We start from the raw sequence: 22931 nt of genomic DNA on the forward strand, positions 1-22931 counted from the left end.
GAAAGTCAGGCGTTGGCCAGAGAAAGTGCATTCCACATCACGGGTCAGGTAGTCTACCTCATACAGGATGGATACTAACGCATATTTGGAGAGAATTCATTACCACGGCACTCCTGGTGTTACGTTAAATACCCTCGCGGAACTACAGGTAGCGCATATGCGGGCCGTGCCGTTTGAAAACCTGGCAATTCATTATCAGCAGCCTATTTCGCTGGATAATGACCGGCTGTTCCAAAAAATTGTGCGGAACCGCCGCGGCGGATTTTGTTATGAGTTAAACGGTTTATTCGCCCATCTGCTGCAAGAAATCGGGTTTTCGGTCACATTGCTTTCGGCCGAAGTATACCAGAAGGATGATACCTTCGGCCCCGCCTTTGACCACCTGACGCTTTTGGTGGAACTGGATGATATCTTCCTGGTGGATGTCGGTTTTGGCGACTCCTTTACCCAGCCATTGCGCCTGCAGCAGCGCAGCCCACAAGTGCAGGGAACAACGGCCTATCAAATCGAGCAAGTGGGGGATATCTATATTGTTCACCAGAAAAAGCTGGAAGAGCCGGATGGCGGTTGGGAACCCCAGTACCGATTCACGCAGCAGGCGTGGCAGCTGGCCGATTTTAGCCCTATGTGCCACTACCACCAGACATCACCAGAATCCCACTTTACCCACAAAAGGATCTGTTCCCGGGCTACGGCAGAAGGCAGAATTACCTTGAGTGATCAGCGCCTGATTGTTACTGAGGGGGCTAGTAGGATGGAAACCATCCTGCCGTCGGAAGCAGCATTTTTACAGGCTTTGCAGGCCTATTTTTCCATCCAGATCTGATGAGCAACCCAACCCCCAAACTAGTTGGTCTAGGAGGGAGCCTACGAGCTGGCTCCTACTCCGCGGCCGCTCTTCGCACCGGATTAAGCATCGCCACCGAAAGGGGCGCTTTGACGGAACTACTGGATCTGGGCAAGCTGCACCTGCCCCTCTACGTCCCCGATTTGCCCATCCAAGAGTATCCCCCGGAATCCCAAGCAGTCATTGAACACGTCGTGACGGCCTTTCGGAGTGCCGATGCCATGCTGTGGGCCACGCCCATCTACCACGGTGCCATGAGTGGCGCCTTCAAAAATGCGCTCGACTACATGCAGCTTTTGGCCCGAGACCCATTGCCTTACTTACAAGGCCGCGCCGTGGGCTTACTTTCCATTGCAGGACCAACGCCGTTGAGCCAGATGGCTGATTGCGTAGCAGAGTTGCGAGCATGGGTAGCGCCAACCCGTGTTACGCTGCTGGCACAGGACTTCTCGCCAGAATTGACGCTAACCAGTGAAGTAGGAATCCGCCGGCTAACCCGGGTAGTCACGGAATTACTCAGTTTCAAAAGATGACCTAGAGAGCGTGGATAGTCAACGCATCCAATCGAGAGCAGCCAGTAGGTGCGCCAAGGCTAAGAAGGAGGAAGCGGTTTTCTCGTAGCGGGTAGTGAAACCACGCGCTTCCTTGAGATGGCCGAAGAAGCGTTCGGCTTTGTTGCGGTGTTGTGGTCGGCGTACAGGTTGGGGAGCGTGGTGACGCGGGAGTTTGCACAGGGTTCTGAATGGAATCACGGGTGTAGCCTCGCATGCGGCCACAGCGGCCACTACGGCGTTGGTATCGTAGGCTCGGTCGGTTACTACCGTACCGAGCGCTTGGGGCAAGCGGACTAACAGGCGGCATCACTTTTTTTACCAAGCGGCGGAAGCGCCGCGCTACCGTGTTTCACGGGCCGAACTGCTCTGGTAAATTGCGCCATCTGCAGCCCGTGCGCACATGGTAGACCACCGCGTAGACAAACTGCCGGGCCGTAGCCCGCGTGTAGCTGCTTTCGTCAGCCAGACACAAGCCCCCGGGCTTGAGCACGCATCGTAGTTGCGCCGCTTGTCCAGCTTGCTTACTTGCAGAGGTGTTGCCATAACGGGAGGAAAACACATCCGAAATCCGTCCGGCCTCACTGCACCACCTTATTGGGCGGCCGTTGGTAGGAGTAGTAGAAAGCCACAATTGCACCCATGCAGAATTGAAGGGTAAAAGCCTGCTCTTTTTTCTGGCGTCGGAGAAAAACCTGTGGATAGGCGGCAAATTTTACCCGATTGCTCTGCTCACGTTTTGGCTTGAGAATGCCTCCAGCACTACTACCAGAAACCAGGCTAACGGGCTGAATGAGCAAATAAATGTCCCGTGAACTGTCCCGTAGGCAAAGAAAAACCCCACTAACTAACTGATCAGTTGATTAGTGGGATTTAGTGTGGTCGCGCTAGGAATCGAACCTAGATCAAGAGCTTCGGAGACTCCCATACTATCCGTTGTACTACGCGACCCGGTAATGAGTGGCAAAACTAGCCAGAAAACCCGCTGCTGCCAAACAGCTTCCCCCATTTTCTGCAAAATCCTGCACCGTTTTTCAGTAACCTTCGGCTGTTCAGGGGAGTTAACCCATCAGACTATTTTGACATTACTCACATTTTGTATGACCAGCACCGAAAAAAAGACCTTGTACACCGCCGAAGCAACGGCTATTGGGGGCCGTAGCGGCCACGTTCGTTCCACCACTGGTACCATCGACTTGGATATGTCGGTGCCGGAAGGATTGGGTGGTAAGAAAGGTGCCACCAATCCGGAGGAACTGTTTGCCGCCGGTTATTCATCCTGTTTCCAGCAGGCATTGCTGGTTATTGCCCAACGTGCCGGCGACCGGCTCGATTCGCAGACAGAAGTGAAGTGCGCGGTTTCCCTTTTCCAGGAGGGAGAAGGTTACGGCCTCTCAGCAGTACTTGATGTAGATCTAAAATCGTTTGATCGGGATAAGACCATTGAAATGGTGCGGCAGGCGCACGCCATCTGCCCATACTCAGTGGGTACCCGTGGAAATATGGAGGTAGAACTGCGGGTACAGGGAGAAGCTATTCCGCTACAGGCCGAAGAAAATGCCGGCGTCGCCGTGCAGAAAAACGCGTAAGCGCATCGGTTATCAACCACAACGACCCGGCTACAGATAAGTAGCCGGGCCGTTGTGCGTAGTTAGGATAGCGCATGATGCCAGATACTCAGGGAGCCGAAAGGCTGCCCGACTTGGCCGTCATACCGTCAACGGGGGTAGGAGGGGCGTAGAAGGTAGCCACTGAATTGGTGTAGCGGATGTTATGGATAGCTTCAGTCCGTTGGAAAATAACGGGCTTATGGGCACGCAACGGGACCAGCATCAGCGCCGTTTTAGCCGACTTCACATCATACCGGTTATCCATCACCGTATCGAAGTAAAACAGGTACTGGTTCACCCACTTGAAATATGACCTGGACTTGGCATCCGTGGAGGTCAATACTGTAAGATCCTCTTTATCGGCGGCCAAGGCCTGTTGCAGTTCCACGGCGTTAAGCGGAGTAGTGCCCAGCATCGGAATAATATCAGCCTGTGCGTCTACCATCACCCATTTGCCCAGGTCGGGCAACCAGGCTTCGGCCAACGCATGGCCGGCGGCAGAGGTGCGCGTTTGCACATCTTCGGCTTTCAGATAAAGCGGCCGGGCCGGAATGCCCACGGCGTTAAAGGCGGCTGCTAGTACCAGGCCAAACTCCACGCACTGCACCTGCTGACCGGCCTGGGCCGCTTTCAGAATGGCAAACGGATCCTGCGACTTAAACTGCTTGTGTCCGTCGTGCTCCAACCGGAAATGCACCCACTGGCAAAGTGCCCGGGCGCGGCCCAGATCCGTGGTTTCTTTCGCAATGACTTCGTTCAGGCCAAACATTTCGCGAAACCGCGTCAGATACGCTGTTTTGGCCGAGCTAAACTGAAAAGAATAAGCAACCGGGTCGAGCGTAGCGAGGTAAGGAGAATCCGCCGCCATTCGTGCGGTACCCTGCCCGTGTGCCATAAGCGCCATGCTCAGAGCCGTGAAAAGAAGTGTAAACGTCTTGCGGTACATAGGCAGTTGCTGATGAGTTGCTCTAAACGCAACCAAGTACCCAATGGTTAACGAGTACGCAAACAAAAGCCCGTCCGGAAATCCGGACGGGCCTTGTAAGTAAACAAATTTTTCTTGGAATTACTATGAAATTCCTTGCTCAGCCAGTACTTCCTTTACTTTCTGAGCGGCATCTTTCAGCAGTACAGCCGAGTACACTTTCAGGCCGCTTTCGTCAATGATGCGGGCACCTTCCTCGGCATTAGTACCCTGCAGACGCACGATGATGGGCACCTTGATGTCGCCGATGTTCTTGTAGGCTTCCACTACCCCGTTAGCTACCCGGTCGCAGCGTACGATGCCACCGAAGATGTTGATCAGGATGGCTTTCACGTTCGGATCCTTCAGGATGATGCGGAAACCAGCCTCTACGGTCTGGGCGTTGGCTCCACCCCCTACGTCGAGGAAGTTGGCAGGCTCACCGCCGCTCAGCTTGATGATGTCCATGGTAGCCATGGCCAGACCAGCACCGTTCACCATGCAGCCCACGTTGCCGTCGAGCTTCACGTAGTTCAGGTTCGAGGCCGAGGCTTCTACTTCCAGCGGATCTTCCTCGTTGGTGTCGCGCAGCTCTACGAAGTCCTTGTGGCGGTACAGGGCGTTTTCGTCGAGGGTTACTTTGGCGTCAACGGCCAGAATCTTGTTGTCCGACGTCTTCAGCACGGGGTTGATTTCGAACATGGCCGAGTCGGTTTCGTCGTAGGCTTTGTACAGGGCCATTACGAACTTTACCATCTCTTTCTGCGCCGCGCCGGTCAGGCCCAGGTTGAAGGCAATTTTAGCAGCCTGGAAGGGGCGCAGGCCCACGCGGGGGTCTACATGCTCGCGGTGGATTTTCTCGGGGTGCGCTTCGGCCACTTCCTCGATATCCATACCGCCCTCAGTGGTGTAGATAATGACGTTTTTACCGGACGTACGGTCCAGCAGCACGCTCATGTAGAACTCTTTGGTTTCCGACTCGCCGGGGTAGTACACGTCCTGGGCAACCAGTACGCGGTGTACTTTGCGGCCTTCGGCGCCGGTTTGCTTGGTTACCAGCTGCATGCCCAGGATCTGGCCGGCAATTTCTTTTACCTGCTCCAGGTTTTTGGCGAGTTTCACCCCGCCCCCTTTACCACGGCCACCGGCGTGGATCTGAGCCTTAATCACGTGCCAGCTGGTGCCGGTTTCCTCGGTCAGTTTTTTGGCAGCTTCCACGGCTTCCTCGGCCGTATCGGCCACGATGCCTTCCTGTACACGCACGCCGTAGCGCTTCAGAATGTCTTTGCCCTGATACTCGTGAATGTTCATAGAGTCAGTTAAGAGGGGGTTTCGGGGTGGTTAACTAGGCGCGAAAGTAGGGAGAAATGCGTTGATAGTTTTGGTTTTTGGTTTTTTGATGGGTGGCGTGACCCGATTATCGGCTCCGGCAGACGCAGGGGTTATTTGTGGAACCACTCAGCCATCACGCGCTCAGCTGGTTTGTGCTGCGGGGTAAAATCCAAGTGGCGGCGGGCCGAGCCATCGGGGCCCAGGCCCGGGTACCATTTCCACACAAACAGCCCCTTAAACCAGCGGCGCGGCCAGAACGTCTCGAACAGGGCGGCGTAGCAGTTCGCCTGCGTAGTTTCGTCGGCGGTGGTCAGTATGGCCATGCGGTCGGGCCAGGCCCAAGGCTCAATGGCCGCGTCCGGGGTGGTTTTGTAGCCGGCCTCCGTAAATACCACAGGTTTGTCGAAGCGTTTCTGGATGACCTCCAGCCGCCTGACCGGGTTCCGCCAGGCCCGTAGCAGGGTGGCTTTGTCGGGGCTGTTGGTAGTGCTGAGCGGAAAGTAGGCCTGCACCCCAATGAAATCCAGCGCATCCCAGAACGGTACCCGCTCAAACTCGCCGCTCCAGTTGGCCGCATACGTAAGCTGCCCGTGGTATACGGCCCGGATTTGCCGGATCAGCTCCCGCCAGGCTGCTTCATGGTCCGGGCCGCTGGCGTGTTCCAGCTCCGTGCCAATGCACAATGCTTCAATCTGACTGGTTTCTGCCAACCGGGCATAGTGCAGTATAAACACCGAGTAGTTGGCAAACCACTGCTGCCAGTCGGCCGCCGAGGTCATGGCAACGTCCCCCGGCCAGGTGCCGCCGTTGCGCAGCCACAGGTGGGGCTTCAGCAGGGTATGAATTCCCTGTTGCCGGGCCCGGGCCGCCGTCAGCCGGATGCCCCGGTCACTCTCACCCCAGTAATGCCGGTTGTTGCCAGTGCTAAGTCGGATTTCGGGTCCGGTGGCACTGGGCTGCCATCCGAAAGGGGTTTGGGCAATCCAGGTCACGCCGGCCCGGCGTAGGGGTTCTAGGTCGAGGGCCGAAACAGAGTCGCCGGCCACCCAGCTCACGCCGCGCAGACGCCCATCGGCGGGCGGCGGCCCCAGGCTGCTTAATGGCGGCAGGGCCGCCGCTTCGGGGCGCGGCTGCCGGGGCAAGAGAAACCAGCCGGCTCCTGCCAGCAGCGGCAGCAGAAGCCAGGCAAAGCGGCGCACGGTACGGGCGGGCAGGGTGGGCATAGAAACGGCCATAATGGCTTGTAAGGTACTTTGATTTGGGTAGGTTTGGCGGGTAGTTTGCCCGATTGCGCGCCGGGCACCACCGCAACGGCCTACATTCCGTAGATTTGTTTTCCGTACTCCGGCTCCACTTTACTTTTTAGTCTGTTTTGCTGCAAGCCATCAACGTCCGCAAAAAATATAACACACTGGAAGTGCTCAAGGGCATCGACCTGACGATTGAGAAGTCGGAAATCGTAAGCATCGTGGGCTCGTCGGGAGCCGGTAAAAGCACGCTACTCCACATTCTGGGTACCCTGGATAATCCGGACTCGGGCGAAGTGCTGTTTGACGGGGAGTCCGTAAGCTCTCTGGGACGTTCTGACCTGGCCCGGTTCCGGAACCGTCACATTGGCTTTATCTTCCAGTTTCACAACCTGCTGCCTGAGTTTACGGCTCTCGAAAACGTGTGTCTGCCGGCCTACCTGGCGGGCCGCTCCGAGAAGGAAACCCGCGTAAGGGCCCGTGAGTTGCTCGGGATGCTGAACCTGGAGCGCCGTGCCGACCACAAGCCCTCCGAAATGAGCGGAGGGGAGCAGCAGCGCACCGCTGTGGCCCGCGCCCTCATCAACTCCCCCGAAATCATCTTCGCCGATGAGCCCAGCGGCAACCTCGACTCGCAGAACGCTCAGGAGCTGCACCAGATTTTCTTCCTGCTGCGTAAGGAGCTAGGCCAGACGTTCGTCATCGTAACCCACAACGACCAGCTGGCCGAAATGGCCGACCGGAAGATTACGATGAAAGATGGAAATATCTGGGAAGGATAGGAAAATACATAGGCGAAATCGGAACTTGCCGATATCAGCTTCGGTTTACAAGGCACCTGTTCCAGTGGAGCAGGTGCCTTTTGCTTACTTGGTCGCGCGTCCGTTTTTGCCCCGGACCGTGTTTTATAACCCGCTGCCCCATTACCGGAATGAGGCAGCGGGTTTTCTGTTTTCGGGCCATCTAGCTGCGTGTCAGAATGGATAGGGCAGGTTGAAAAAGCTAAAAAATGGGTTTGGCTAAAAATTTTGGAAAAAATATTTATAAGTATCTGTAAATCAAGGGTAAAATTTGATAAAAATCAGAGCTGTTTTTGCACCTTTTTAGGGAGGTAGCCGTTATATTCACGTAAACAAATACGGTACTACAGGACACTAACGGAAAGACGCCATGAGCGAAGCAACCAAAATCACTAAAGAGCAGGTTCGTAAAACCAAAGTGGAGAGCTACGACATCTCGCGCTCCGATGAAACATTGCATCTGGCGACGGACCTGGCCAAGTTCATTAAAGACAATAAGCTCAGCACTACGGTGCAGGGCAAGGAGTTCGTGAATGTGGAAGGCTGGCAGTACGCTGGCTCCCGACTGGGCATTGTGCCCATTGTGGACCACGTCATCAACGTATCAAACGAGCAGGAAATTAAGTATCAGGCCAAAGTGACACTGTTTGATATGCGCAGCGGCCATACGGTAGGGGCGGGCTTCGCCATTTGCTCCAATAAGGAGCAGGGCAAGAAGTTCTACCAAGAGTTTGCCATCATGAGTATGGCCCAGACGCGGGCTATTGGTAAAGCGTACCGAAATATCTTGGCTTGGATCATTCGCGCGGCTGGCTACGAGCCCACGCCGGCTGAGGAAATGGAATACGGTGGCAACACGCCGGCTGTTCAGCAGCCTGCTATGGCTGCCGTGCCGGCCGCTCCGGTAGCAGTAGCTGCGGAAGCCCCGACTCCTATGAAAGCCGTAGCCGCTGAGCCGGCTGCTTCCGAGGCTGCCGCCCCGGCCTATGCCTCGGCTTCGCAGAAGGAGGAGATTATCCGGCTTCTGAACCATCCGCTCATCACACGCCCCGAGAAGACGAAGATGTTGCTGAACATCAACCGGCTGGATGAGGAGCGTGCCACCCAGGCAATCAGTAAGCTGAAAAAAGCCATTGATGACCGTGAAAACGGTACAGCTGCCGCTGCCTAGAACTCGTTGTTTTCTACTTGTAAAAGCCTGCCGTTTCCCAACGGCGGGCTTTTTTTGTGGGCTGATGCGCCGGCTTACCCGTACTTTTGCGGGCTATGCTACCCGCCACCGACGATATTCTGCACGTACTGCGCCAAACCTGGGGCCACATGCAGTTTCGGCCATTGCAGGAGGATATCATCCGCTCGGTGCTGGCCGGGCAGGATACGCTGGCCCTGCTGCCTACGGGCGGTGGCAAAAGCATCTGCTTTCAGGTGCCGGCCTTGGCCCGGCCAGGTCTGTGCCTGGTAGTGTCGCCGCTGATTGCCCTGATGAAGGATCAGGTGGAAAACCTGCGCAAGCGTGGCATCAAGGCCGAGGCTGTGTACGCCGGCATGAGTCACCAGGAAATCGACCAGACGCTGGACAACTGCGTGTATGGGCCGGTTAAATTTCTGTACGTAAGCCCCGAGCGGCTGCTGACGGATATGTTCCGGGCGCGGGTAGTGAAGATGAAGGTAAGCCTGCTGGCCGTGGATGAAGCGCACTGCCTCTCGCAGTGGGGCTACGATTTCCGGCCGCCGTATCTGCGCATTCAGGAGCTGCGGGAGTTGCTGCCCGGTGTGCCCTGCATTGCCCTCACGGCCACCGCTACCGAGCAGGTGCGGCTGGATATTGTGGAGAAGCTGCGGTTCGGAGCCACGCACCGCATGTTTCAGCAGAGTTTCGCCCGGCCCAATCTGTCGTACTCCGTACTGAGTACCGAAGACAAGCTGAAACGCCTGCAGGAAGTGGTGCGCGGGGTTGGGCCTGCCAAAACGAGTATCGTGTATGCCCGTACCCGCCGCCAGACGGAGGATACAGCGGCCTTTCTGCAGCAGCAGGGCATAACTGCCGCCGCTTACCACGCCGGTCTGCCCGCCGAGCAGCGCACCCGCGTGCAGCAGGACTGGATGCAGAACCGGACCCGGTGCATTGTGGCCACCAACGCCTTCGGAATGGGCATTGACAAGCCCGATGTGCGGCTGGTAGTGCACCTCGATGCGCCCGATAATCTGGAGGCTTACTACCAGGAAGCCGGCCGGGCCGGGCGTGACGAGAAGTATGCCTTTGCCGTGGTATTGCAGGGGCCCAATGATGCCGATGAGCTACGCCGCCGTACCCGGCTCAGTTTTCCGCCGCTCGATACGGTGCGCCGGGTGTACCAGGCCCTGGCCAACTTCTCCCGCACAGCCATTGGGGGAGGCGAGCTGGTGGCCTTCGATTTTGATATTCAACAGTTTGCTGAAACCTACCGCATCAAAGCACTGGATGCACACAACAGCCTGCGGATGCTGGAGCGGGAAGGCTTTGTGCAGCTCAATGAAGCGGTGAATAACCCGGCCCGCGTGCATATCCCCATCGACCACACCGATTTGTACCGGTTTCAGGTGGCTAATGCCCAGCACGATAAGCTGATCAAAAGTCTGCTGCGGTTTCATGGTGGGGAGCTGTTTGCCGGGTTTCAGCGGATTTCCGAGAACAGCCTGGCCCAGCACCTGCGGCTAAGTGTAGTGGAGTTGCGCCGGATGCTGGTGTTTCTGCACCGCTCGGGCATCATCCAGTTTCAGCCGCGCCACGAGTCGCCGCAGGCCCTGTTCACTACCCCCCGCTACGACGCCGACAAGCTTCCGCTGGACCAGAAGCGTCTTACCCAGCAGCGCGACCAGGCGCTGCACAAGACCGAAGCGGTAATCCGGTATGCAGCCGGCGGCCGGTGCCGCCAACAGCTGCTGCTGGAGTATTTCGGGGAGCTGGATGCGCCGGCCTGCGGCGTCTGTGATACGTGCCTGGCCCGCAAAAAAGCCCAGCAGGCGGCCACCCCGGCCCCCGAGCTACGGGCGCAGCTGCTGACCTTGGTGCAGGCCAATCCCCAAACACCCCGCGAGCTACTCACGCACTTCGCTCCTGGTCAGGCAACGGCCGTGACCGGTCTGCTGCGGGAGCTGATAGAGCTGGGGCAGCTGCGTTACGCACCGGATGGACGGCTGGTAGGGTAGGAGTCCGGTTTGTGGAGAGAGCCGTCTGAATTCTGGAGTTACAAACGGTATGGAAGCTTTACCCAGCATATAACCTGCCGGAAACAGTTGGTAATAGTAGCCAACGAACAGCCAGCATGAATAAAACGATTGTACAAACCCGTTTCGATAATCTGGTGTCTAGCGGGTTGTGGCCGGTACTTAAGGAACTGGGATATCGGCGGCAGGGCAATAACTTCCGGCAGTACTTCTTTGCGGAAGGCTGGGGGCGTATCCTGAATGTACAGAAGAGTGCTTTCAATGCTTCAGATAGAGTGCAATTCACCCTGAACGCGGGGCTGTACCTGTTGGCTGCCGAGCGGGTGAATAACTGGGGCCGCGTTTCGGCAGAGCAGTTTCTGGAGCCGGACTGTCTGATACGCAAGCGCATTGGCCGGTTGAACGGTACGCAGCAGGATACGTGGTACGAGCTAACGCCCACTACGCCGCCCGGGGTAGTTGAGCAGCAGGTACTGGCCGATGTGCAGCACTACGTGCTACCGTATCTGCAACGGGTGCAGTCGGGCCCGGAGCTACTGGCCCAGGTGGTGCGAGAACGTGACCCCAACAATGCCGACGGTATCCGGGCGGCGTTTGTGGGTGGTTTGCGGCAGCAGGCGCTGGCATGGTTGAATGAGGAAATAGCCGCAACCATCTATCAATACAAGAAAGCAGAACTACTGCGGCTGCAAGCGCAACTGCTAGCCGAAGAGTTGTGAGCCAGTGCCGAAGTCCTGTTGCAGCGGACTGCGTACCTTCGGGCCGCAATGGCTACTACTTCCTCTCCCCCCGACCTGACTACCCGTCCTATTGGTGTTTTCGACAGTGGTATTGGCGGCCTTACGGTAGCGCGGGCCGTGAACCAGGTGTTGCCCCACGAGCGGCTGGTGTACTTCGGAGATACGGCCCATTTGCCCTACGGCGACAAAAGCACGGCGGCTATCCAGGCCTACTCCGTCAAAATCTGCGACCTGCTTCTGAAGCAGCAGTGCAAAGTGATTTTGATTGCCTGCAACTCCGCCTCGGCAGCAGCTTATGAGCTGGTGCGCGAGTACGTAGGCTCCAAAGCGCGCGTGCTCAACGTCATTGATCCTATTGTTGCACACGTAGGCCAGCAATATGCCGGCCGCACCGTAGGCCTCATCGGCACTAAGCAAACGGTGAACAGCAACGTGTACCGCAAAAAGATAGATGATCTGGACGCCGGAGTGGACCTGCGCAGTCTGGCTACGCCCTTGCTGGCTCCTATGATTGAGGAAGGCTTTTTCGATAACTCCATTGCCGGCAATGTCATCGAAACCTACCTGTCGAATCCCGTACTGGAGGGCATTGAGGCGCTGGTGCTGGCCTGTACTCATTACCCGCTCATCAAACACCAGATTGCCGAGTTTTATCAGGGGCGAACCGAAGTGCTGGACGCTTCTGCCGTAGTAGCCGAGCATGTGCGACACTACCTGCAGAATCAGCAGCTGGCCGCGCCGGCCGCTGCCACTCTGCCCCGGCACCACTTCTACGTGTCCGATTTCACCCGCTCCTTTGAGGAAAGCACCCGTATCTTTTTCGGGCAGGAAGTGCATCTGGAGCATTATCCACTGTGGGAGTAAGATCTGACAAGTAAGTCTGGCACAAGAGTAAGTAACGTGCTGAGTATAAGGGAAGTTGCGGAGATGCTGTTATTGGCATAGTGCAGACATTACTGAATTGTGTGCAAAAATAATCTTGTTACATACTTGTATTATTTTTCTAAATATTTATATTTATGCCGTCAAACTGTTTGCTGATCCTGTAAACAGTTCTATTCATCCTTTTTGATCAATTGGAAATTCCTGCCTTTTGAGGTGGGCCAGCTCCTTATTGTCTTATGCGTAAGCCTCGGAAAGCCAGCTCTGGTAATGCCCCCGTTGCACTTGTTTTGTGGTGGCGGCCGTGGGTATGGGGGTTAAGCAGTATTCTGCTGCTTGTTGTGTTGCCGCAAAGCGGCTGGGCTCAGGCGGAGCGCAACCGGCCGATGCGGGCCGATGCTCCTAAAAAACCGGCTGCGCAAGCTCCGGCCAAAGAGGCCACTGCCGGTGCCGAATCAAGCCGGAAGCTGGAAGAAAATCTGCGACTGCTACTGCGCCTCGACTCGCTGCAGTCGGCACGCCGCAAAGTGGTTGCCGGCCTTGAGATTAGCGGCCTGGTGGTGGATCAGTCCATTACCAAACCTGCACGCGACTTCTACGACCTGTTCTATAGCCAATGGGAAGCTCCTGCCGGCATCCAGGAATACACCATCATCATTGGCGAAAAGCCTGCCCGCGCCACCAGCACTCTGCTTACTCTGCGAGTGAATGAGGAAGACCTGCTGGAATTTCCGCTGCAGCCCAGCTTTGATCTGATCCAGGATGCGGTGACGGAGGCCATTGCCTATGTGCAGGATTATATGGTGCAACAACAGAACCTGAGTCAGCAGCTGGAAAAGGGCGGCCGCGTTGCTATCGACCAATACTAGGGCTGTCATTTCCACCTCCCGGATACTTCCTCATTTTTTCATCTCCCACCCATTATGAAATCAGTATTTCTACTAGCCTGTGCTTTGTTACTGCGTGTAACGGCAGTGTGCGCTCAGGATTTCGTGTACGAGCCTAAGAACCCGGCATTTGGGGGAGGCAATACGTTCAACTACTCGTGGCTGCTGAGTGCCGCCCAGGCTCAAAACACCATTGAGGATCCGGCGGCCACTACGGCGCAGTCGTCGTTTCAGATAGACCCGCTGAAACAGTTTGAGCAGAACCTGAATCAGCAGATTCTCAGTCAACTGGCCCAGAAGCTGGTGGGTAACAAGTTTGGCGCAAGTAATCAGGGGCTGCAGGAGGGCAACTATACGGTGGGTAGCTACCAGATTGCCGTTACACCCAATGGCGGCGGGTTCAGTATTCAGATTACAGATTCCAATACAGGCAATCAAACGACCATTACCGTTCCGGCCCTCTAGCTGGTAGCCCTCCACCGATATGCGAGTTCTGTTGTATAGTTGCCTGCTGCTACTACTGGCAGTAGCGGGCTGTGCGCCCTATTTTCATCAGCCCTTTACTACTGAGCGGGCCCGACTCGGGGCAGAAGCCCGGGCTAATGTGGATTTGTCGCAGCTCCCGGCTCCACCCGCCGAGCGTATTGTGGTAGCGGTATACAAATTCCGGGACCAGACGGGCCAGTACAAGCCCACGCAGGCGGGGTCCAGCTTTTCTACAGCTGTTACACAGGGTGGTACCAGCATTCTGCTCCGGGCACTGGAAGAATCCAAATGGTTTAACCCCATTGAGCGGGAAAATCTGGGTAACCTGTTGAATGAGCGAAAAATCATTCGCTCCAGCCGTGCTGAGTACCAGGAGCTGACAGGTCGTAAGGAACCCATGCTGCCTTCCCTGTTGTTTGCGGGAGTCATTCTGGAAGGCGGTATCATTTCCTATGATGCCAACGTGGTAACGGGTGGGGCTGGCCTGCGCTATTTTGGGGCCGGCGCCTCGGGCCAGTACCGGCAGGACCGGGTTACCGTGTATCTGCGTGCCATCAGCACCAGCACCGGCGAAATCCTGAAAACGGTGTACACCTCCAAAACGATTCTATCGCAGCAGGTGGATGCCAGTCTGTTCCGGTTCGTCAACTTCAAGCGGCTACTTGAAACCGAAACCGGCTTTACATACAATGAGCCCACGGAAATGGCGGTAAAAGAAGCCATTGAAAAATCGGTGCAGGCTATGGTGTATGAGGGCATTCGGGAAAAGCTGTGGATGCCCCGCAACCCGGCCGATGAAAATGGTCCGGCTATCAGTGCCTATTTCCGGGAGAAAAGTGATAATCAGGAAATAGACGTGCTTGGCCGTACCCAGCATGACCGGCGTGCCCAGCTGGGAGTCGGTGTCAGCGGGGCTACTACCCGCTACGTCGGAGACCTGAAACACCCGCAGGTGCGGGGCAGTGCGGAGCTGGCCCTGCGCTACCAGCGCAACCCGGCTTCCGGACTCAGCACGGCATTTCACCTGGGGTATTTTGAGCTGGGAGCCGGCGACTACTTCAAGCAATCTTTCAACTACGCCGAGCTGGCGGCTTATTACCGGATTTTCCCCCGTGACCGGTTCACTCCTTACATCTGGGGTGGGGCAGGAGCTACTGCGCGCAGTCCGCGCGGCAACGGCAACGCAATACTGCCCCACGTAGCCGGTGGAGTGGGAGGGGAGCTGCTGCTTACGGACCGTTTCGGTATCAACCTGGGGACGGATGCCCGCTATTACTTCTCCGATGAGCTTGACCGGGTATCTCTCGGGAAATACAACGACTATTTCTGGACGGTGCGCCTGGGGGCCACCTTCTACCTGGGCCCAAGGCCCCGCTCGTCTGCTCTGTAATGGGCTGCTGAACAGTAGCCGGTAAGTTGCTGAGTAACACGCCGAAATGCAATTGCTTGTTGTTTATAATTAAGTCAATAATTTTTTTAATTATTTTTTTAAAAACTACTTGGAATTTACTTTTTCTCACATACATTTGTACTGTTCCTCCGGAGGGAACATGTTTTCACTTCCCCAAATCCTCATCCTTCTCTAACCTATTTCCCGCATTCCATGAAAAAGTTATCTTTCCTCGCCGCTTCTCTACTGGTAACTGGTGGAGCTTTTGCCCAGGGTAGCAACTTGCAGACCTCGACTCAGACGGGCACCATGCACCAACTGACGGTAAACCAGACGGGAGGCCTGAACCAGGCAAGCAGCACGCAGCGTGATGCGCACAACTCCCTGACGCAAACGCAGTCGGGCACCAGCAACAAAGCCACCTCCGACCAGCGCGATACGTACCAGCAGGCCTGGCAGACCCAGAGCGGCAGCAGCAACGAAGCTTCCGTGAAGCAAGGGGATAATATCCCGTTGGATGGCTACAACAAAGCCTACCAGACGCAGACCGGCAGCAACAACAAAGCTACCGCTACGCAGCTCAGCGGCTCTAACCTGTCGGTTCAGACCCAGGCTGGTACCCGCAACGAAGCCACTGTTTTTCAGAGCGCTAGCGAAGGAAATAAAGCCTACCAGACGCAGGTATCGGCTCCTGGCTATCCTGGCAGCCCCGATAAAAATAAGGCCAACATTCTGCAGTTGGGTGCCAACAATACCGCAACGCAGATGCAGCGTGGTGTTGAAAGCGAAGCCTCTATCAGCCAGACGTCCGGCAGCAATAACGTAGCCTCGCAGGATCAGGGTGCCAACTACACCGGTAGCTACCGTGCTAAAGCAGCCATTACTCAGTCGGGTAACGGTAACCTGGCTACCCAGAACCAGCGCCATGACTATCAGACTGCCACGATTGAACAGTCGGGTGGCGGCAACAACAAAGCGTATCAGGATCAGGATGCCCCTGGTGACTTCATCACGCCCGGCAACACGGCCTACATCAGCCAGAACGGCGGTGGCAGCCACATTGCTTCGCAAACGCAGTTCGGCTCGGGTAACGTGGCTACCACGCTGCAGGGTGCTTCCGGCAACCAGAGCTACGTAACGCAAACCGGCAACGGCAACGTAAGCTCGGTGTCTCAGAACCGCTAATTACCTTCATATCGACGGCAGTATTTCCCCTATCTGCCTGACTTTCTGATAGCATCTCGTGGTACTCTCCGGAACTACGAGATGCTATTGGTTTTTATATTTATGGAACATAAACTTGTATTTTTCTTAAAATAAGTAGTATATTTAACCGATGTTCCATCAACACTTGTGTTCCTTGACCATGAAAACAATTCGTTTGATCTTTGCTTTGCTCGGCCTGCTTTGCTACGGCGGTGAGGTGGCTGCTCAGTCGGAAGAACCGGAAGGGCAGGCACCTGATTTGCTGCTGCTGAAAAAGTCAGGAGCCGATCTGAATGCGGCAGCCGCGGCCGCGCTGCCACTTGCCAACAAGGCCATTCTGGCGCAGGTGGGCAGTGCCAATCAGGCTATACTGCAACAGTACGGGAATGCCAATGTTATTCTTGCGGAGCAAACCGGCGTGGGTAACACGCAGACGGTAACGCAGAGTGGTACTGCCAATACGGTCATCTCAACCATTGAAGGCAACGGGACTTCTTCCACCATTCGGCAGACCGGCAGCAACAACTACATTACGCAGGACCTGCAGGTGGACAACCGCCGCTACACGGTGCAGCAGCAGGGAGTCAATAACCAGTTGACCCAACGCGAATCGGGTGTGGCGGCACCGCCCGGCTACGATGTCAAAATGCAGGGTAATGGTATTCGACTTACCATTGATCAGGGTGTAAAAACCTACCAGCCGTAAGCCCGAACAGCCGGATGGTTACCCGCATACTCCCGCGGCTGGTCATCCGGCTTGTTCTGCCCCGTTCCTTTCCCATCAATTCCCCCAGAAATTTAATACTGCTATGGCTTTTTTTACAGTGTCTTCCTGGCTGGTTTCTGGCCTGGGCCTGTTGATTGGCACCTTCAGCCTTACTGATGATGCCGGTTGCCAGGCCCGGTTGGTAGCACAACCCGAAAACGGTATGCTGCGCATCATTGGCTTTTGCCGCAACAAGTCGGTACAGCCGCTGCCCATCCGCTACGAGTTGCTCACCAGCCGGAGTGGTCAAGCCGGCAGCTCCCGCAACGTGCAAAGCGGTACTTACACTGTGGGGCCATCACAGGAGCAGGCGCTGTCTGAGACGTCCATCAGCTACCAGTCATCCGATGCCTGTAGCATTCATCTGCGCCTGTTCAACCCGCAAGGCCAGCTACTGGCTGAGGACTCGGTTGTACACCAACCCCAGGCTCGCCACTAATCTGCTATTTCTCCTAACGTTCCTGTTCTATGTTTTCTCTGTTGCGCAATGCAATTGGCGCGGTGGTATGGTGTGTGCTGTGTGTAAGTATCTGGTCCTGTGAAGATACAACTGTTGAGCCGAATCAGTATGGGCAGTTGGTCGGTACCGTGCTGGATAGCCGGGACAATAAGCCGGTATCCAACGCCGTCATCACCACTACTCCGGCTACCTCCTCCTTTACTACCGATGCTCAGGGTAAATTCGAGTTGCCGCAACTGGTAGTAGGGAAATACGCCCTTAGTATCAAAAAAACCGACTATAAGACCGAAACGGTTAACGTGCAGGTGAACTTGGGTGCCAACCCGGAAGTAAAAGTGATACTGGAAAAAGCTTCCGGCACCAACCGCCGCCCAAATGCTCCGTCTAATCCCGTGCCTGGCGACCAGGCCACCGGGCAGTCCACGTCGCTGACGTTACGCTGGCGTGCTACGGACCCCGATGGTAAAAGTGATTCTCTGCGCAGTGATGTGGTGCTTTACGAAAGCAACTCCACCAGCCGCCTACAAGTAGCCAGTAACTCCAAAGATACAGCCGCTACTGTATCCGGACTGCGCTACAATACCACCTACTTCTGGCAGGTAACCGTACGGGATAAAAGTGGGGAAACAGTTAAGGGAGACGTTTGGAGCTTTCAGACCAAAGCGCAGCCCGATAACCGCTACCTGTTTGCCCGCTCTACCAACGGAAATACCGATATTTTTTCCTCGGATGATACAGGCGCCAACCTGTTGCGCCTTACTACCTCGCCGTTTATAGAAACGGCCCCTCAACTGAGTCCTAATCGTGACCGGGTAGCGTATACCTCCAATGCAACCGGTCAGTTTCAGATTTACACAATGAACCGGGACGGTTCAGATCAGCGGCAGGTAACATTACTGCCCGTTGATGGGTACTTCAACATGGGCATCGGGTACCGGTGGTCGCCCGATGGCTCGCAGCTTATTTACAGCAGCTACAACAAACTGTACCGCATTAACCGTGACGGAATAGGCCTGACGCTACTGGCCACGGCTCCTGCCGACCGCCACTTCCGGGAGTGCGACTGGACTGCCATCGGCAATAAGATTGTGGTTCAGACGGTAGGAGTGAGCGTATATGACTCGGAAATCTATCTGCTGAATGCGGATGGCTCCGGATTTACGCAGCTGATCGGTAATCTGCCCGGACGTCTGGATTCGCCATCATTCAGCGTAGATGGCCGCCGCATTCTATATACGCGGGACTTGGATAACTTCAATGATGGAACCGGCCGGCAGCTGAATGCGCATATTTTCACCCAGAATCTGGACGGTACGGGTATTGTTGATGTGTCCGCCGGGCAGGGAGGGACTACCTCAAGTGGCAAGCCAGTGGGCTACAACGACGTGGTGCCTCGCTATGCTCCTGACGGATCCAAAATCATCTTCGTGCAGGTGAACAACGTAGCGCAGTCGGTGCCAGATGTATATACAGTTGATCTGGATGGCCGCAACAGAGTTCGGCTCTTCCAGAACGCTACGTTGCCTGATTGGAAATAGCCTATAAAACAGGATTTTAAACAGCTGCCGACCCCGGTTTCGTACGGAGGTCGGCAGCTGTTTTTTGGTCGTGTTATATGAAAAATATGCAATATGTATTTGGTGCACAACAGAGGACTATATATGTGATAAAATTAATATTCGTGATTATACCTCCGTTACGTCATAAAGCAACCTATACTCACATGGCATTTGGTAACCCTTTATAAATAGGGTAATTTTGAGAGGGAATGGCGGGATGTATAGAAAAATTGTGTGTGTAAAATGTATTAATCTTATATATAAATATAACATATTTTTTGGGTATGCGTGTAATTCGCTGTTATGCCGTACTTTTGGCACGCATTATGAAGTTCAGTTTGTTATCTGCCAAAATATTGTCTGTTAGTGACAATAATCCTACTTGATGTTGAAAAAATCATGATCCATTTTGCGGTATATGCCGTATAGCCCCCCGACTGACATTCATACCCGACGACACTCGGCAACAGATTCCTTCACCAACAACTCATTCTGAAACTTCTTCTCTAACATACATTATGGAAAAGACTTACAATCCAGTTGAAGGCCAGCGACGCTGGCTTCAGCTATTCATTGCATGGTCTGTGTTCTTACTGCCAAGTTTGGGCTTTGCCCAAACCTTTGTGGAAAGCATGGGTACCACTGCTACAGAAGGTCAGGCAGTAGACTCTTACGAAGCCAACCTAGGTTTCGACAACGACAATGAGAAGGGCTTTACGTACACTGTTACCGGTGCTACCATGCCAGTTCTGTCGGTTGCCAACGCCAGCACAGGTTCTGCTGGACCAAACATTTACTTTGCTAACTCCAGCAACACCTCTTCTTTCGCTATTGGCTCAGTAAGCACAGCAGGTCTTTCTACCGCTTCGCTTACTTTCTTGCTGAATGCTCCTGCTAATGCCTTTACCAGCTCGACGGTAGCCGCTGGTAATGCTCGTTTTCGGGTACAGCTGGGTATTGGCACAGTAAGCCCAACCAACGGGAATATTACTTACGCATACAGCAATCTGGCCTACACCTATGCTCCCGGTGCAACTGGTGGCTGGGGTGCTGCCACTATAACGCTGCCGCCCAATACAGTAGGAAACCCACTGGTTTCTATCCGTTTTCAGCGGATAAACAATGCCGCCAATACCGGCGACTACCGCATTGATGATGTGACGCTTTCCGGTACGGCTACTGGTGTAGTGACTGCGCAGCCTACTTCACTGGATTTTGGTGATGTGGCCGTAGGTACCAACAGCACCGCGCAGGCTGTAAGGGTGAGCGGCCAGAATCTCACGGGTAACCTGACCCTGACGGCTCCTGCCGGCTACCAGATCCGTGAATTCGGTTCAGGGGCCTATGGTTCTTCGCTGGCTTTGGCTGCTAGCAATGGTATTGTTCCCAGCACGCGGATCCAGGTACGCTTTGTACCTACTGCAGCTGGTGTAAATAATGGTACGCTGGTTGTAAGTAGCCCCGGCGTTACGCAGGCTGAAGTTGACCTGACCGGTAACGGTACGGTACCTACGCTGGCAGCTACTCCTACCTCTCTGAGCTTTGGTTCTGTTTTCGTGGGGCAGATGTCGACGTCGCAAAACGTGACGGTATCCGGTACCAACGTAATAAGCAATGTGACGGTAACAGCGCCAACCGGCTTCCGCGTGCGTCGTACGGCGACAGATGCGTATACGCAGTCCATCGTGCTTACTGCGGCTGAAACAAACGCAGGCTTTACCTTCCAGGCAGTGTTCCAGCCTACTACCGCTGGTTCTTACTCTTCTGCTATCAACATTACCACTCCTAATGCATCTACTTCGGTTGCAGTAACGGGGCAGGCTGATCCCGTGCCATCGGGACCGTATATCAGCGTTAATCCGAACCTGTTGGATTTCGGAACGGTTTCCGCTACCGGCTCGGCTCAGACGCTCTCCTTCTCGGTTAATGCTGGCAACCTGACGGCTCCTCTGGTACTGACGGGGTCTAATAACAACATTGTATTCCGGGATGCTTCGGCCGGCGGTAGCTTTGTAAACGGTCCGATTACTATCAACCCCGTAAGCGGTACTGTTTCGACCCGCACGATTGAAGTACAGTTGACTGGCCCTATTGCCAGTGGACCATTCAATGGTTCTATCACGGCTTCTAGCGCTGGTGCTACCAGCCAAGTCGTAACCATCACGGCAAACAGCACGGGTAACAACTCGGTAATCAATGCATCGGGTAACCTGAACCAGTTCTCTACGGTACCCGGTGTAGCTTCGGCTGTTCAATCTTACACGCTGTCGGGTTCCAACCTGCTGCAGGATATTACAGTATCTGCTCCTCAGTATTTCCAGGTTTCGCTGGATCCCAACTTCACGGGTATTACTACCACGGGCAACACCCTGACGGTAGCACGTAATTCCGGGTCAGACGTAACGGCCACCACTGTGTACGTGCGCTTCCTGCCGCCTTCTGCTCTCACTAGTTCGTCGCTGATCCTGAACTCCAGCAGCCCGGCAGTAGCACAGGGTATTCCGGTAGCAGGCACCAGTGAGCCGAATATTCAGGTTGCCAACGCTTTCCAGGAGGTACGCAACGTGGTATTGAATACGGTTTCTGCTTCACAGGCGCTGACCATTAACGCTCAGCGCGTACTGCAGCCGGTGACCATCTCCAAAATTCTGTCGACCAACCCCCTGAACCCTGGCAACACGCCGCAGTTTGAGTTGTCGCTGGATAACGTGACGTTTACCAACTCGGTAGTACTGACGCCCAACACGACGACGTACAGCATTAACCAGCCCATCTATGTGCGCTACAAGCCTACGTACCTGGGTACTGCACAATCGACGCTGCAATTCCAGAGCAATGACTTCTCGAACAAGTCGGTACAGAGCTTTGGTGCAAACGACCAGTTGGCTGCCCGTTCAATTGATGTGGAGCCTACGCAGCGCAGCACCGCCACAGTAGTTCGTAATAACACTACGGCCACGGTAAGCTTCAACCTGCCTGCCAACTATGCCCAGCTTGGTTATGGTGAAGGTCGTCTGATCGTAGCCAGCACTAACCCCCAACTTCCGGCTGCTAACCAGCCACTGGATGGCAACTCGTATCAGACGGGTAACCAGACATACGGTCAGGGCCCGCAGATTGCTCCCGGCTACTACGCAGTGTACTCCGGCTCGAACCAGACGGTAGTAGTGGATGGCCTGGACTTGGCTACCACGTATTACTTCTACACCTTCGAATACAACAACATTGACAACAACTTCAATGTGAGCGTAATTGGTGCTGAGAACTACCTGTCGCCGCCGGTACCGAACACCATCCCGGGCATCATTGCTCCTTCGCCGCTGCCTGTTACGCTGGTATCTTTCTCGGCCAAAGTGAAAGGAAACCAGGTTGCACTAAACTGGGTAACGGCTTCGGAGCTGAACAACAAGCAGTTTGAAGTACAGCGCAGCCGTGATGGCCGCTCGTTCGAAACCATCCTGACTCGCGAAGGCAAGGGCACTACCAATGCTACCACTGCTTACAGCGAGGTAGATAAGAAGCCGCTGAACGGTCTGTCGTACTACCGCCTCAAGCAGATTGATACGGATGGCAGCAGCAGCTTCAGCTCGACGGTAGCTATCAGCTTCCTAAACTCGGGTGAGGTTACCATGTACCCCAACCCGGTTGAAGATCTACTGACGATTGACCTAGGTGGTTCGGCAGAAGGTGTGTCGGCTGTGATTACTGACATGACCGGCCGAGTAATCAGCACTCAGAAACTGGGAGCTGACAGCAAGCTGAACATGACCTCGCTGCAAACTGGCACTTACCTGGTAACAGTAGGTGAGGGTACTGCCAAGGTTACCCGTCGGATTGTGAAAAAGTAACCACGCGCACGTCGCATCGGTTTTTACTAATAAAAGCGCCTCCGTATGTACGGAGGCGCTTTTATTTTCAATAGACCTTACCTATTCGATAATAGCCGGAGCAAACCCGGGACGGAATGGAGTTGCAATGTTGTAGCCGGTACCGAGGG

The 22931-nt window shown here is 55.0% G+C and carries 20 protein-coding genes and 1 tRNA gene; 16 read left to right on the forward strand and 5 right to left on the reverse strand.

Annotated features, from left to right (window positions below; translation table 11 throughout):
- Positions 1-67 precede the first annotated feature (67 nt).
- Together EI291_RS20190 and EI291_RS20195 are read left to right on the forward strand one after the other, a co-directional pair.
- Complete coding sequence (locus tag EI291_RS20190) at positions 68-826, forward strand: arylamine N-acetyltransferase family protein (protein ID WP_125424100.1); 759 nt, start codon at positions 68-70, stop codon at positions 824-826.
- Complete coding sequence (locus EI291_RS20195; RefSeq protein WP_125424101.1) at positions 826-1380, forward strand: NADPH-dependent FMN reductase; 555 nt, start codon at positions 826-828, stop codon at positions 1378-1380. The genes EI291_RS20190 and EI291_RS20195 overlap by 1 nt, the downstream gene beginning before the upstream one ends.
- Positions 1381-1398: 18 nt before the next feature.
- Here EI291_RS20195 and EI291_RS20200 read toward each other — a convergent pair whose 3' ends face one another.
- Positions 1399-1689 carry a transposase gene (locus tag EI291_RS20200; protein WP_170172738.1) on the reverse strand — a complete coding sequence of 97 codons (291 nt, stop codon included), beginning with the start codon at positions 1687-1689 and terminating at the stop codon, positions 1399-1401.
- Between the two features lie 588 nt (positions 1690-2277).
- A tRNA-Arg gene (locus EI291_RS20210) sits at positions 2278-2349 on the reverse strand.
- 149 nt (positions 2350-2498) lie between these two features.
- Between EI291_RS20210 and EI291_RS20215 the strand changes: the two genes are divergently transcribed.
- Positions 2499-2987 carry an organic hydroperoxide resistance protein gene (locus EI291_RS20215; RefSeq protein ID WP_125424103.1) on the forward strand — a complete coding sequence of 163 codons (489 nt, stop codon included), beginning with the start codon at positions 2499-2501 and terminating at the stop codon, positions 2985-2987.
- 88 nt (positions 2988-3075) lie between these two features.
- Here EI291_RS20215 and EI291_RS20220 read toward each other — a convergent pair whose 3' ends face one another.
- The 3 genes from EI291_RS20220 to EI291_RS20230 all read right to left on the reverse strand — a co-directional run bounded on the left by EI291_RS20220 (position 3076) and on the right by EI291_RS20230 (position 6539).
- The gene (locus EI291_RS20220) at positions 3076-3954 is read right to left on the reverse strand and encodes a transglutaminase-like domain-containing protein (protein WP_125424104.1); all 879 of its coding nucleotides are present in this window, start codon (positions 3952-3954) and stop codon (positions 3076-3078) included.
- A 123-nt stretch (positions 3955-4077) separates the two neighbouring features.
- On the reverse strand, positions 4078-5283 hold the full coding sequence (sucC, locus tag EI291_RS20225) for an ADP-forming succinate--CoA ligase subunit beta (protein ID WP_125424105.1): 1206 nt from the start codon (positions 5281-5283) through the stop codon (positions 4078-4080).
- 131 nt (positions 5284-5414) lie between these two features.
- A complete protein-coding gene (locus EI291_RS20230) occupies positions 5415-6539 on the reverse strand; it encodes a glycoside hydrolase family 113 (protein WP_125424106.1) in 1125 nt (374 codons plus the stop codon).
- A 137-nt stretch (positions 6540-6676) separates the two neighbouring features.
- Between EI291_RS20230 and EI291_RS20235 the strand changes: the two genes are divergently transcribed.
- The 13 genes from EI291_RS20235 (at position 6677) to EI291_RS20295 (ending at position 22782) form a co-directional block, all read left to right on the forward strand.
- Positions 6677-7333, forward strand: coding sequence for an ABC transporter ATP-binding protein (locus EI291_RS20235; protein WP_110979954.1), 657 nt, complete (start codon positions 6677-6679; stop codon positions 7331-7333).
- Between the two features lie 388 nt (positions 7334-7721).
- The gene (locus tag EI291_RS20240) at positions 7722-8522 is read left to right on the forward strand and encodes a hypothetical protein (RefSeq protein WP_125424107.1); all 801 of its coding nucleotides are present in this window, start codon (positions 7722-7724) and stop codon (positions 8520-8522) included.
- A 95-nt stretch (positions 8523-8617) separates the two neighbouring features.
- Positions 8618-10540 carry a RecQ family ATP-dependent DNA helicase gene (locus EI291_RS20245; RefSeq protein WP_125424108.1) on the forward strand — a complete coding sequence of 641 codons (1923 nt, stop codon included), beginning with the start codon at positions 8618-8620 and terminating at the stop codon, positions 10538-10540.
- Positions 10541-10656: 116 nt separating this feature from the next.
- A complete protein-coding gene (locus tag EI291_RS20250; RefSeq protein WP_125424109.1) occupies positions 10657-11277 on the forward strand; it encodes a DUF4304 domain-containing protein in 621 nt (206 codons plus the stop codon).
- Between the two features lie 48 nt (positions 11278-11325).
- The gene (gene murI, locus EI291_RS20255) at positions 11326-12162 is read left to right on the forward strand and encodes a glutamate racemase (RefSeq protein ID WP_125424110.1); all 837 of its coding nucleotides are present in this window, start codon (positions 11326-11328) and stop codon (positions 12160-12162) included.
- Between the two features lie 359 nt (positions 12163-12521).
- Entirely contained in the window at positions 12522-13049 is a 528-nt protein-coding gene (locus EI291_RS20260) for a CsgE family curli-type amyloid fiber assembly protein (protein WP_170172739.1), read from the forward strand.
- A 54-nt stretch (positions 13050-13103) separates the two neighbouring features.
- Positions 13104-13532 carry a curli production assembly/transport component CsgF gene (locus tag EI291_RS20265; RefSeq protein ID WP_125424112.1) on the forward strand — a complete coding sequence of 143 codons (429 nt, stop codon included), beginning with the start codon at positions 13104-13106 and terminating at the stop codon, positions 13530-13532.
- A 19-nt stretch (positions 13533-13551) separates the two neighbouring features.
- Positions 13552-14943, forward strand: coding sequence for a CsgG/HfaB family protein (locus EI291_RS20270; protein WP_125424113.1), 1392 nt, complete (start codon positions 13552-13554; stop codon positions 14941-14943).
- Positions 14944-15156: 213 nt separating this feature from the next.
- Entirely contained in the window at positions 15157-16128 is a 972-nt protein-coding gene (locus EI291_RS20275) for a hypothetical protein (protein WP_125424114.1), read from the forward strand.
- A gap of 181 nt (positions 16129-16309) precedes the next feature.
- Positions 16310-16855, forward strand: a complete 546-nt coding sequence (locus EI291_RS20280) for a hypothetical protein (RefSeq protein WP_170172740.1) — start codon at positions 16310-16312, stop codon at positions 16853-16855.
- A 103-nt stretch (positions 16856-16958) separates the two neighbouring features.
- On the forward strand, positions 16959-17354 hold the full coding sequence (gene csgH, locus EI291_RS20285; RefSeq protein WP_125424116.1) for a curli-like amyloid fiber formation chaperone CsgH: 396 nt from the start codon (positions 16959-16961) through the stop codon (positions 17352-17354).
- A gap of 29 nt (positions 17355-17383) precedes the next feature.
- Complete coding sequence (locus tag EI291_RS20290) at positions 17384-18913, forward strand: carboxypeptidase regulatory-like domain-containing protein (protein WP_125424117.1); 1530 nt, start codon at positions 17384-17386, stop codon at positions 18911-18913.
- Positions 18914-19566: 653 nt separating this feature from the next.
- Positions 19567-22782, forward strand: a complete 3216-nt coding sequence (locus tag EI291_RS20295) for a T9SS type A sorting domain-containing protein (RefSeq protein WP_170172741.1) — start codon at positions 19567-19569, stop codon at positions 22780-22782.
- Positions 22783-22931 lie beyond the last annotated feature (149 nt).

It is taken from the genome of Hymenobacter rigui, assembly GCF_003944715.1.
GTDB classification, from domain to species: Bacteria; Bacteroidota; Bacteroidia; order Cytophagales; family Hymenobacteraceae; genus Hymenobacter; species Hymenobacter rigui.